Genomic DNA, 13,014 nt, shown 5'->3' with positions numbered 1-13,014 from the left:
CGTTTTAAATGTTTTTAGGTATAAAAATAATATTGTTGATGTACTGAGTTTTATTTTTTTCGTCGTTTGTATTTTGTGTTATAATATCTTCGGTAAGATTCTCCAGCGTAAAGCTGTTTCTGTTCAGATATCTGGCTTCATATCCCCAGTTCATCACTTCAGATATTTCATTCCATATGGGTGTTTGGTGGTGTCTTTGTTCCATCTCGACCATTAAAGTAGGCTTGAACCGTCTGATGGTTTCTTTTGCTCCGAGAAGTGTTTTTATTTCGTTTCCTTCAACGTCTATTTTAATGAAATCAAGCCTGTTGAAATGTTCCAGTGCAGCCCATTCATCCAGTTTGATCACTTTCACTTTCTCTGTGTAACTTTTTTCTTCTCCTTTTTCTTTGTAAGAAGTGTTTAAAGTTCCACGGGAAGCAATCGTTTTTCCGTTAATAATGGGTACTTTGAACTCTGCAATTCTGTTTTCATCAGAAAGAGCCAGAGGAAAGATGCGCATTGCCGGAAAAAGCCTTTTCAATCGTCGGTAAAGCTTTTTATTGGGTTCAAAACCATAAATATGCTCATGATCCAGCGTGTTTTCCAGCTGGTAAAGGAAAGTTCCTACATTCGCACCAATGTCCAATATCACAGCATTTTTAGGAAGGTATTCTTTGATCCATACCAGTTCCGGTTCTACATTACGTTCCGAAAAATTATTTTTACTAAGATTATTTAAACTTTTAAAATATCTTTTTTTGTAGAAATTCGGACTTATGTATTGTAGTTTTTCTGCGAGTTTTTGGTATAAAGACATCGTAAGCTTTTTGGCGAACAGCAAAGGTAAGGAAAAATGTAAAACTTTTCTTAAAAAATGTTAATTATAATAATCTGATTTTCAGGAGTTATGCTTTGTGTCTGTTTTTGTAATCAACTAAAATCTAATGTATTTAAATTTGTCACAGAGACATCTCAGTACTTTAAACACAGCAAATACTTACAATAATCGTAAAAATATTTGTGCCTTTGATCTGAAAGACTTGGCATGCCTGTTTTCAGTGATTCTCTGATGAGATTACAGATCAAATAAAAGGAGTATTAAGAAAATCATTGAATGGTTTCATAAGCTTGAAAACTTTAGTCATGTTTTTCACTGCATTTTTATCGAGCACTTCTTCGTCTTTCAAAGAATAGACTACAATGAAATTCTTAAGCTTCAGATACTCACCCATTGGATCTTCCTTTTCAAAGCCCTGAGGAACTTTCTTCAGTTTGTCATCCTGGTCCAGTTCCGGAAAATGTTTTTTGAAATCTTTGTTGTTGATAATTTTAAGAAAATCGTCTCCATACAATGAAATTTCTTTACGTACTTCTTTCAAAACAGAAGATTCGGGCATATAGATTCCTCCTGCTAAAAAGGATTTTCCAGGTTCCATGTGGAGATAATAACCTCCTTTCTGATTTCCTTTTCCCATTCCAAGAGAAGCTCTAAAGTTAGTCTTATAAGGAGACTTGTCTTTTGAAAACCGGGTGTCTCTGTAAATTCTGAATAATGCCTTTTTGCTGTCAATCTTAGCAAGCTCTTCATCAAAACCGGACATCTCCTTAATCAGCTCATCCAGAAATGAAACAACATTTTGCTGAGACTCTGTGTACAGGTTTTTATTTTCATTAAACCATTCGCGGTTATTATTTTTATTTAATTTTTTTAAAAAATCAAATGTTTTCGAAGAAACGCTTGCAGACATATGATGTAGGTGTTTTTTATTATTGTATTATGGGTTGTTAAGTTGGGTTGGAACGGTTGTTTAATCCCGAAACCACGAATCCCCAATCTCGAACTCACTATCCAAATTTACAAAAACTATTCATATCTCAATGCTTCGATAGGATCAAGTTTTGATGCTTTCAACGCAGGATAATATCCGAAAAACACTCCAGTAACAGCACAAACAATGAAGGAAACAATAATCGAAGATTCCGTAATAAAAGTAGGCCAGGAGAGGAAGAGAGTAACCAGTTCTGAAGACAGGATTCCTAGCAGTACCCCAAGAATTCCGCCGGTGATACTGATAAGCACCGCTTCAATAAGAAACTGGTACAGAATATCTTTTCCTCTTGCACCAATAGACATTCTCAGTCCGATTTCTTTCGTTCGTTCCGTAACGGATACGTACATGATATTCATAATTCCAATTCCTCCTACAATCAAGGAAATTCCGGCAATAGCTGATAGAAGTACGGTCAGAAGCTGGCTGGTTGAGCTCATGGTAGAGATAAGTTCGGCCTGAGTTCTTACGCTAAAGTCGTCATTGCTTCCGTCAGCAGGCAGTTTATGCTGTTTTCTTAAAATCTCCGAAACCTGATCTGTAGCCTGTTGCGAAGTATTTTCATTCGTAGAAGCTGCATACATGGTCTGAACATAAGTAATTCCTAAAAATCTTCTCTGAACGGTATTGAATGGAGCAATGATCACATCATCCTGATCCTGCCCAAATGCATTAGAACCTTTTGAAGCAAGAATTCCAATGATTTTCATAGGAACTTTATTGAACCTGATAATACTCCCCACCGCATCTTCACCGTTAGGAAATAAATTATTGTAAACCGTTTGTCCCAAGAGACAGACTTTGTTGGAAGAAGTAACATCCTTTTTGGTAAAAAGATTGCCCTCGGCGATGCTCCAGTCTCTGATGCTGAAATATTCTTCATTCACGCCCTGCAATTGAGTAGGCCAGTTGTTGGGTCCGTTGATAGACTGCCCGTTGGTCTGTACAGCGGGAGATACATAAGAAACATCAGGTGCTCCTTTTGAAATAGCATCTGCATCCTGAGGTTTCAAGGTCTGTAGTCCCGAAGCACCGATTCTGGCACCTCCGGAAACATTCACATTGCTGGACGGCCGGATGGTAATCATATTCGATCCCATGGATGAAAGCTGGTCGCTGATACTTTTTTTTGAGCCCTCTCCAATCGCAGTCATCGCAATCACTGAAGCCACCCCGATAATGATGCCAAGCATGGTTAAAAATGCACGAAGCTTATTTCTTAAAAGAGCTTTCCAGGCAATTCTGAAGAGGTTTGAAATGTTCATTGCAGTAGTTTTTTTGGTTTACATGATCAGTAATCATCATTTACCGGAAGGTTTTCCAGGGCCTCTTTGGCAGACTTTATATGATCATTTTTTATATCCTTAATGACTTTTCCATCCTGCAGAGTAACTGTTCTGCTGCTGAAAGTAGCAATGTCAGGTTCATGGGTTACAAAAACGATGGTGCGTCCCTGATGGTGAAGATCCTGCATGAGAGTCATGATTTCATAAGAGGTTCTGGTATCCAGATTTCCAGTGGCTTCATCTGCAAGAATCATTACAGGTTCATTTACCAAAGCTCTGGCAATAGCGACTCTTTGCTGTTGTCCTCCGGACATCTGATTCGGAAGATGATCTATTCTGCTCTCTAGTTTTACAGCTGTTAAAGCCTGTATGGCTCTTCTGTGGCGTTCTTCTGTAGATATTTTTGAGTTGTAGAGAAGCGGAAGCTCTACATTTTCTTTTGCAGTAGTTCTGGGAAGAAGATTGTAAGCCTGAAACACAAAACCGATTTTTTGATTTCTGAGAACAGCCAGCTCATCACGATCCAAATTTTTGATATTAATACCATCCAGAATATAGTCTCCGCCTGATGGTTTATCTAAACAGCCAATAATATTAAGCAGGGTAGATTTTCCGGAACCGCTGCTTCCCATAATGGTCACGAATTCACCTCTTTCTACCGTAAATGTTACCCCTTTCAGTGCGTGAACAATTTCTTCACCCATTCTGAATTCTCTTTTCAGATCCATGATCTCCAGAATTTTTTCTGCCATGACTTTTGTTTTAGGTTTGCTAGTTGTTGATTGACGGGTTTTACAAAAAGAATTTAAAATCTAAGATTTATAATTTTCTTATCTCGGTCCGCCACCGCCGCCACCGCTGTTTTTGTTGTTTCCGCCACCTCTTCTTTGAGGCATAAAGGGACTTTTAGTCTGTCCGCCGGAAGATTTTTTTGACAAAACTTTATAGCCGGTAATGATATTGTCATTTTTATCCAATCCCGAAACAACCTGTATTTCGGTATCATTATCCATTCCGGTTTTTATTTTTTTACGGGAAATAGTGCTGTCCTTCGCAATGATCCAAACTGCTGCTTCATTTTTCTTTTCGGCTCCCTTGTCTTGTTTTTTCCATTGTCCTTTTTCGTGTTTTTTACCATCGGCAAATGGAGAATTTACTTTGTATTTTTTGATGATCAGACTGTCTGGTCTAAAGCTGGTTGCAGCCACAGGAATTTTCATGACATTGTCTAAAACCTGGGTGTAGATTGTAATATTTGCCGTCATTCCCGGTTTCAGCTTTAAACTGGAATTATCAGCGTTGATGATGGTGGTGTAATTGACCACATTTGATGAAACAGTAGGATGGAGGCGTACTTCAGAAACCTGACCGTCAAATGTTTCATCCGGAAAAGCATCGACCGTAAATGTCGCTTTCTGACCTACTTTTACGTTTCCGATATCGGCTTCATCTACTGAGGCACGTACCCGCATTTTGGTGAGATCCTTAGCAATACTGAACAGGGTAGGTGTACTGAAGCTGGATGCAACCGTTTGCCCTTCACTTACATTCCTGTTGAGTACAGTTCCGTCTATCGGAGAATAGATATAGGTAAGAGAAAGGTTTTTATTGGCAGTAGAAAGCTGAGCCGTTACAGTGCCCACCTGTGCTTTTGCAATATTGTATTGATTGGTGGCATTGTCAAAATCTGCTTTGCTGATAGCCCCCACTTTGTAAAGCTGAGATTGTCTGTTGATATTGATTTCATTGTAAGCAAGATTACTCTTTGCATTCTGTAAATTAGCCTGATACTGTTCCGACTGAAATTTAAGAAGATCCGGGTCTAAAGTTGCCAGTAATTCTCCCTTTTTCACGGTAGAATTGAAATCCACATAAATATTTTTGATGATTCCCGACACCTGAGTTCCTACAGCAACCGTATCCACAGGCTGTATCGTTCCGGTAGCGGTGATGGAATTTGAAATTTCTCCCATTTCAGGTTTTACTGTTTCCAGCTGGATTTTTATTTCTTTTTCTCTGATGAAGAAAAACCAGACTGCACCCATTGCAATGATGCCGCCCACAACCCAGTACAACCATTTTTTATTCTTTGTTTTCATAGCTTACTTTAGATTTATAGGGTTACCTGCGTAAAATTCGTAGATCTGTTTATTGAGAACTGCAGTGTATTTGGCCTGCAGATAATTCTGAATGGATTGTATATAAAGCAATCTCTGCTGCTGAAGCTGTACGTAATCAATACTTCCGAGCTTCATCTGGGCATTGACGATGTCATAACTTTGTTTACTGATATCCATCTGTTTGGAGGCAGAATCATATTGTGACAGCGCATTCTGAAGGTTGATAAAAGATTGTTCTATCTGTTGATTGAGAACAGTTTTGGTATTCTGTAAATCAAGATTAGCCTGTTCAATGGCAATTTTTGATTTTTCAATCTGTGTTTTATAGATTCTGTTGTTGTAGATAGGGATTCCAAGACTTAAACCGATGGGCATATAAAAGTTATTTCCCAGTTGGTTAAAATAATTTCCGTTTCCATTAGAATAGTTTGTTGAAATGTTTCCTACCAGATTCAGTGTGGGCTGGATGGAAGCTTTGGTCATTTTCAGATTCGTATTGGAATTTTCTACATTCAGTTCACTGTATTTTACTTCGGGACGTTGACTTTGTGCTAAGTTTTGAACGTCTTGTAATGATTTTAACTGATCATCTACAATGATGCTGTCGGGTTTTACGATCTGAAAATCATAATTGGAAGGCAGCTGCAGGATTTGTTTTAAATTAACCGTATTGGTTCTTAAATTATTTTGAGCAGAGGTCAGATTGTACTGATCCTGGGCGACCTGTGACTGAATTTGAAGATAATTTAATTTTGAAAGACTTCCGGCTTTATAGAGCTGATCCCCTTGTTTTAATTGAGTTTGTGTCGTTTTGAGAACATTTTCAAGAGAAATAATATTTTCCTGATTCATCAGAATATTCAGGTAAGCCTGAGTGATATTAAGAGTAATGTTGTTCTCTGATTCCTGTACGGACAGATCAGCCATCTGTACCAGAAGATTTTTTGATACCTCATTATTTTTAATGTAACTTGCATGATAAAGGGTCATGGAAGAATTGGCTCCTATATTTTGAGATTGAGCACCGGTCATATGAAGACCATCACTTCCATTGAGGGCAAATAACCCTTGTGAAACGGTTCCGCTGAGGTTGGGGTATTTTGCTTCTTTTGCCTGAAGGAGATCCTGCTGGGCAGAAGTTTTTGAAAGCCTTAGAGAATTGATGGGAATATTATTCTCCTTTGCATATTCAATACAATTTTCCAGGGTCCAATAGGATGGATAATTGGATTTTTGGGCAAATATTTCAAGGGCTATGCATGAGAATATCAAAAAGAAAAATTTGCTTTTCATGGCTTTATTTTTGAAAATTCATAAATAACAAAGAAAAAATCAATCCAATTTAATAAAAAAAAACAATTTTTAACAAGTTTTTAACTTTAGGCTTCTTTTTTTGGATTTAATTTTCCAAAAATTAAAAATATATTAAAAGATTCTGAATTTAAGTTTACATATTTCAAACTTTATTCAAAAGCAAGTCAAATATTTATTGTATCTTTGCAAAAATTTTAAAATAGTTAATGAATTTATTTACGGAAACCAATTTAAGTCCTGATATCCTTAAGGCAATTGGCGAACTGGGCTACGAAAGCCCAACAGAAATCCAAAAACAGACTATCCCTTTTATTCTTTCAGATATTCGCGACTTGATCGCACTTGCGCAGACAGGGACAGGCAAAACAGCAGCGTTTTCGCTTCCGATTTTGGATATGATTGACGATACGAGTCGCAAAATCCAATTATTGGTGCTTTGTCCGACACGGGAATTATGTCTTCAGATTTCGAAGGACATAAAGAACTACTCTAAGTACATGAAAGACATCAAAACTACTGCGGTTTATGGTGGAAGTAGTATTGTAGATCAGATGAGATCTTTGAAGGACAAACCACAGATTATCGTGGGAACTCCTGGTAGAGTAATAGATCTTATCAACAGAAAAGCATTAGACTTTTCTGCGATTCATTGGTTAGTATTAGACGAAGCTGATGAAATGCTTTCAATGGGATTCAAAGACGAATTGGAAACCATTCTAAGAGAAACACCGGAAACTAAACAAACTTTCTTATTCTCTGCAACGATGAATAAAGAAGTGGAAAGAATTTCCAAAAATTACCTTACAAAGCCACACCGTATTTCAGTAGGTTCTATCAACGAAGTGAAGAAGAACATTACTCACGAATACTATGTAGTAGGGTACCGCCAGAAAAAAGAGGCGTTGAAGAGATTGATTGATGCAAATCCTAATCAGTATTCTATTATCTTCTGTAGAACGAGAATGGAAACTCAGGAGGTAGCAGATTTCTTGATGCAGAACGGTTATGCCGCTGATGCTCTTCATGGTGACCTTTCTCAGGCACAGAGAGATACAGTAATGAAGAAGTTCAGATTGAAAAACATCGATATCCTTGTAGCAACAGACGTTGCAGCAAGAGGATTGGATGTAAACTCTCTGACTCACGTTATTCACTTCTCTTTACCTGATGATCCTGAAGTATTTGTTCACAGAAGTGGTAGAACAGGTAGAGCTGGAAAAGATGGTATTTCTATGTCTTTAATCAAGCCTGAAGAAAGCAGAAAATTGAAGCAGATTAAATCTGCAACAAAAATTGACATTATCGAAAAATTCATTCCTACAGGTGAAGATATTATCAAAGCTCAGGTAGGAGGTGTATTCGAAAAATTATTGACGGAGCACGAAGATCTTTTCGAATTTGATGATAGCTTAATCCCAGATTTGAGCAATTTTACAAAAGAAGAATTGGTGCACCAGTTGTTACAATTCCAATTGAAAGATCTTGCTTTATACTACAAAGACAAGCACGATCTTACTGAGCAGAAATTGAGCAGCAGAGATGACGATTACTCAAGAAGAGACCGTGGACGTGATAGAGATAGCAGAGACCGAGACAGAGGTCGTGATAGAGACAGAGGAGATCGCGGAAGAGACAGAGATCGTAGCAGCAAGCCAAGAAGAAAAGATGAAAACATGGTAAGATTCTTTTTCAATCTTGGAAAGAAAGATCATTTGAAGAAGCTTGACGTTTTAGATATTATCAATAAAGCAACTGATGATGGAAAAAGCAAAAGAAGAGCAGAAATCGGTGATATCGAAATCTTAGAGAAATTCTCTTTCTTCGAAGTTGAAAAGTCTTTTAAAGAGAATGTTTTGAGCAATATTCAATCCATGAAGTTCAAAGGAAAAGATATGAGAGCTGAAGTAGCAAACTAATCTTTTTTATACTATACAAAACCGGCATTAATGCCGGTTTTTTCATTTGATAATCAGTGGGTAAGCGAATGTTAACAAAACTTAATGTTATATAGTTTCACGTGCAATCCTTTTTTAGGAAATTTGCACTCGAATTATAAATACTAAAAAATGGGAATTGGTAATATTTTCCACGCTTTTCAACCCAAAGATAAAATCTTCTTTGTGCTTTTCGAAAAAGTAACTGAAAATCTAGTTGCAATGTCAGAAGACTTCAACGCAGGAATCAAGGATTTCGATCTTAATGACGACTCAATGTTGAAGAAAATGAGCGACTTCGAACACAAGAATGATGAACTTACTCACGAAATTTTCGTAGAATTAGGGAAAAACTTCATTACACCTTTTGACCGTGAGGATATCCACACATTGGCAACAGGACTTGATGATATCGCTGATTATATCTACGCTTCCACAAAATATATTTTCCTGTACAAATCACCTGAACTGAAGGCTTATTCAGACTTCTCTTTATTGATCCATAAAGCATGTCTTGAAATTCAGAATGCAATGAAAAACCTTAAAGGGTTCAAAAACATGGAACAGGTGAAAGAAGCTTGTATTAAAGTGAACTCTATTGAGAATATTGCTGACGATTTGCTTTCCAATTCAATGGTTGAATTATTTGAAACCAATGATGCCATAAACATCATTAAAGTTTCATCTGTATTGAACTATCTTGAAATTGTAACTGACAAAGCAGAAGATGTTGCCAATACAATTGAGAACATCATGATTAAATACGCATAATACATAGCAAAAATGGAATTTCCGATTTTACTTATAGTTATTATTGTGCTGGCTCTGATCTTCGATTACATCAATGGTTTCCATGATGCTGCCAACTCAATTGCAACTATAGTTTCTACAAAAGTTTTAACTCCATTCCAGGCTGTACTTTGGGCGGCGCTTTGGAATTTTGCAGCATTCTTTATAGCTGCTTATATTATTGGAGAATTCAAAATTGGTAATACAATTGCCAAAACAGTTAATGAGAATTTTATCACTCTTGAAGTTATATTTTCAGGTCTTATAGCTGCCATTGCATGGAATCTTTTGACATGGTGGTTCGGGATCCCTTCATCATCATCACATACGCTGATTGGAGGTTTCTTAGGGGCTGCTCTTATGCATGCTTTCATGATGGATTATAATGCTGTAGCTGCAGCGCAGCCGGAGCTTGGGATGTGGGAAACCATTAAAGAAGCTTTCAGCCAGGTAACTCATCAGGGGGTTGTAAAGTTTGATAAAGTTATTCCTATCTTCCTGTTCATTTTCATGGCACCGATCATAGGGATGATTATCTCCATCATTATCACATTGATTATTGTACACCTTTATAAAAAATCAAATCCACACAAAGCAGACAAATCTTTCAAAAGATTGCAGCTGGTTTCATCAGCACTGTTTAGTTTAGGACATGGTTTGAATGATGCTCAGAAAGTAATGGGAATCATTGGAGCAGCGGTAATTTATTATCACGTTAATATGCTTCAGGATGCACAGTATTTGAATATTCCTTCTGCAGGACGTTTTGATTATTTTGCTCAGCATTATATTTGGGTTCCTTTAGTTTCATTTATTGCCATTGCCTTAGGGACAATGAGCGGTGGTTGGAAGATCATCAAAACAATGGGTACCAAGATTACAAAAGTAACTTCATTAGAAGGTGTAAGTGCAGAAACTGCAGGGGCAATTACCTTGTTCATCACAGACCACTTTGGTATTCCTGTATCTACTACCCATACAATCACGGGTTCTATCATCGGGGTAGGATTAACGAAGAGAATTTCAGCAGTAAGATGGGGGATTACAGTAAGTCTTCTTTGGGCTTGGGTATTAACAATTCCAATCTCTGCAATAGTAGCAGCAATTACCTATCTTGTGGTAACATTCCTTTTTTAAAAAACAAATCATATAATTATATAAACTTTGTCCATTTGGGCAAAGTTTTTTATTTTATAAAGCCTTGAAAAGTCGTATTTTTGTTCAAATTATAAGATTTTATGGAATTTTTAGACAGATACCAGCAGATTGTTGCAGATGCCATCACTAAATATACTTTTAAAGATAAGCCTTCGGAGTTGTATGACCCGATGAACTATATTATTTCCCATGGTGGGAAGCGTCTTCGTCCTATTATGGTGCTGATGGCTTGTGAGATGTTCGATGGAGATCTTAAGCAGGCAATCAAGCCAGCGTTAGCTATTGAGTTTTTCCATAATTTTACGCTGATCCATGATGATATTATGGATGAAGCTCCTTTAAGAAGAAATAAGCCTACCATTCATACTTTACATGGTCTGAATGTGGGAATTCTTTCCGGAGACGGACTGATGCTTAAAGCTTATAAATTTTTTGAAGATCTTGAACCTGAAATCTTCAAAGCATGTATCAGAATTTTTACCCATACAGGACTTCTATTATGTGAAGGACAGCAGTATGATATCAATTTTGAGACTCAGGAAGACGTTACTTTCGACGATTATATCAGAATGATTACTTATAAAACAGGAGTTTTGAGTGCTTCTTCATTTGAGATCGGAGCTTTGATTGCAAAAGCTGATTTTAAAGATGCCAAAGCCATTTTCAACTTTGGAAAGCACATCGGAATTGCATTCCAGATCATGGATGATTATCTTGATGTATTTGGGGATCAGGCACAGTTTGGAAAAAAACATGCCGGAGATATCTACGAAAACAAAAAAACCGTTCTGTATCTGCTGGCAAGAGAACATGCTACTGATGAAGAAAGAAAAGAACTGGATTACTGGTATTCTAAAAAAACTGAAAATGTTGATAAGGTTTATGGAGTAGAAAAGATTTTCAGAAGAACAAAAGTAGATGATAAAGCTTTACGTCTGATTGAAAAACATAATGAAATTGGACAAAGCTATCTTCAGAAAATAGATGTTCCGGAAGAAAAGAAAAAACCTTTTATCGAACTGGCAAATTATTTGTTGAGAAGAGAAAGTTAATATAGGGAGCGGATGGTAGGTGGCAGGTAGCAGCAATTTACCTGCAACCTATTTCCCGCAGCCTAATACCTATACAATGAAATTCAGAACAGAAGTTGATATTCCCACATCAGAAAAGAAGATTGAGATTGAAGATAAAATATTTTCAATAGGTTCATGTTTTGCCTCTGAAATGACTGATCTATTGCAAGACGGACAGCTTCAGACCCTCAATAATCCTTTTGGGACGATTTTTAATCCTTTTTCCATCAATAACGCAGTAAATAGATTACATGATTCTGCGTTTTATGGAGAAGAGGAACTGATCATCTACAACGAAGAATATATTTCTCTGGATCATCACACCAGTTTTGATACCCGGTATATTCATCAGACCTTAGATAAAATTAATGGAGATATTGAAGCTGGAAATGCTTTTCTTCAGGAAGCAGACTGGATCATCATTACTTATGGTTCTTCATTTATCTATGAGTTTCTACCCAAGAATAAACTGGTTGCCAACTGCCACAAAATTCCGCAGAAATTCTTTGAAAAAAGACTGCTTTCCCATCAGGAATTGACAAGCTCAATCTATCAGACGATTCTGGATCTTAAAGATATTTGTAAAGAAGGAGTACAGATACTTTTTACCGTTTCACCTGTAAGGCATACCAAAGATGGAATGGTTGAAAATCAGTTAAGTAAATCCAAACTCATCACGGCTATTCATGAGTCTATTTCCATGTTTGAAGACTGTCATTATCTGCCTGTCTATGAGATATTAATGGATGATCTCCGGGATTATCGTTTTTATAAAGAAGACATGATTCATCCAAGTACCCAGGCGGTTAATTATATTTTTGAAAAATTTGGAAATGCTTACTTTTCAGTAGATACCCAAAATTTTATCAAAGAAAACTTCAAGATCATGAAGGCTCTGGAGCATAAAACCAGTGACAAGAAAGATCCAAAGTTTATCGAATTCAGAGAAAAACTGGATCAAAGAATTGAAAATCAGCGTAAAAAGGTAAAACATAAAATATTCTAAATGCTTGATTTCACCAGAATTGACTATCTGAAAGACGGAAATGAAAGACAAAAAAAGGCCTACGAAATTCTTACGAAGCATCGTGTTTTTGAGAAATTGAAGGATTATTCTCCAATTTTAGCAGGAACTGTTCCTATTGAAATTGATATTGAAGGAAGTGATCTGGATATTATTTTTGAGGTGGATTTAAGATTTGAAGAAGACTTTCTGGATGATTTAATGTTTAGCAGGTTTATTCCTTACGATGTGGGCGTTGAATATCCTATTGTAAATGGTGAAAAATGTCTTACACTAAATTTTATACTGGAAGGTTTCCCCATTGAAATTTTCGCACAAAATAAGTCTACAACACAGCAAAACGCATATCTTCATATGGTTGCTGAATACAAAATATTACAGGAAAAAGGAGAAGAATTTAAACAAAAAATAATAGAGCTTAAGAAACAGGGAATAAAGACAGAACCCGCTTTCGGAATATTGCTGGGACTTGAAAATCCTTACGAAGATCTATTGAAATTTTAAA

General features: G+C 36.7%; 12 protein-coding genes. 6 read left to right on the top strand and 6 right to left on the bottom strand.

Annotation, left to right across the window (positions count from 1 at the left end; all coding sequences use genetic code 11):
* Positions 1-4 precede the first annotated feature (4 nt).
* The 6 genes from LF886_RS18885 to LF886_RS18860 all read right to left on the bottom strand — a co-directional run bounded on the left by LF886_RS18885 (position 5) and on the right by LF886_RS18860 (position 6,510).
* Positions 5-799 carry an FkbM family methyltransferase gene (locus LF886_RS18885; protein WP_236851119.1) on the bottom strand — a complete coding sequence of 265 codons (795 nt, stop codon included), beginning with the start codon at positions 797-799 and terminating at the stop codon, positions 5-7.
* Between the two features lie 265 nt (positions 800-1,064).
* Positions 1,065-1,730 (bottom strand): DUF2461 domain-containing protein, encoded by a 666-nt coding sequence (locus tag LF886_RS18880; protein ID WP_236851118.1) that lies wholly within the window; start codon positions 1,728-1,730, stop codon positions 1,065-1,067.
* Between the two features lie 116 nt (positions 1,731-1,846).
* Positions 1,847-3,076: an ABC transporter permease gene (locus LF886_RS18875; RefSeq protein ID WP_236851117.1), complete on the bottom strand. Its 1,230-nt coding sequence runs from the start codon at positions 3,074-3,076 to the stop codon at positions 1,847-1,849.
* Between the two features lie 26 nt (positions 3,077-3,102).
* The gene (locus LF886_RS18870) at positions 3,103-3,849 is read right to left on the bottom strand and encodes an ABC transporter ATP-binding protein (protein WP_236851116.1); all 747 of its coding nucleotides are present in this window, start codon (positions 3,847-3,849) and stop codon (positions 3,103-3,105) included.
* 78 nt (positions 3,850-3,927) lie between these two features.
* On the bottom strand, positions 3,928-5,196 hold the full coding sequence (locus tag LF886_RS18865) for an efflux RND transporter periplasmic adaptor subunit (RefSeq protein ID WP_236851115.1): 1,269 nt from the start codon (positions 5,194-5,196) through the stop codon (positions 3,928-3,930).
* 3 nt (positions 5,197-5,199) lie between these two features.
* Entirely contained in the window at positions 5,200-6,510 is a 1,311-nt protein-coding gene (locus LF886_RS18860; protein ID WP_236851114.1) for a TolC family protein, read from the bottom strand.
* 227 nt (positions 6,511-6,737) lie between these two features.
* Between LF886_RS18860 and LF886_RS18855 the strand changes: the two genes are divergently transcribed.
* The 6 genes from LF886_RS18855 (at position 6,738) to LF886_RS18830 (ending at position 13,013) form a co-directional block, all read left to right on the top strand.
* The gene (locus LF886_RS18855; protein WP_236851113.1) at positions 6,738-8,447 is read left to right on the top strand and encodes a DEAD/DEAH box helicase; all 1,710 of its coding nucleotides are present in this window, start codon (positions 6,738-6,740) and stop codon (positions 8,445-8,447) included.
* A 150-nt stretch (positions 8,448-8,597) separates the two neighbouring features.
* Entirely contained in the window at positions 8,598-9,236 is a 639-nt protein-coding gene (locus tag LF886_RS18850) for a DUF47 domain-containing protein (protein ID WP_109738784.1), read from the top strand.
* A 12-nt stretch (positions 9,237-9,248) separates the two neighbouring features.
* A complete protein-coding gene (locus LF886_RS18845; protein ID WP_236851112.1) occupies positions 9,249-10,391 on the top strand; it encodes an inorganic phosphate transporter in 1,143 nt (380 codons plus the stop codon).
* A 101-nt stretch (positions 10,392-10,492) separates the two neighbouring features.
* Positions 10,493-11,464, top strand: coding sequence for a polyprenyl synthetase family protein (locus LF886_RS18840; protein WP_236851111.1), 972 nt, complete (start codon positions 10,493-10,495; stop codon positions 11,462-11,464).
* A 76-nt stretch (positions 11,465-11,540) separates the two neighbouring features.
* Positions 11,541-12,491: a GSCFA domain-containing protein gene (locus tag LF886_RS18835; protein ID WP_236851110.1), complete on the top strand. Its 951-nt coding sequence runs from the start codon at positions 11,541-11,543 to the stop codon at positions 12,489-12,491.
* On the top strand, positions 12,492-13,013 hold the full coding sequence (locus LF886_RS18830) for a DUF4269 domain-containing protein (protein ID WP_236851109.1): 522 nt from the start codon (positions 12,492-12,494) through the stop codon (positions 13,011-13,013).
* The last annotated feature ends 1 nt before the right edge of the window (position 13,014 follow it).

Source organism: Chryseobacterium sp. MEBOG07 (assembly GCF_021869745.1).
In the GTDB taxonomy this organism is placed as follows: Bacteria; Bacteroidota; Bacteroidia; order Flavobacteriales; family Weeksellaceae; genus Chryseobacterium; species Chryseobacterium viscerum.
Note: the sequence above shows the minus strand (reverse complement) of the source record. Positions and strands in the feature narration are given on the sequence as shown.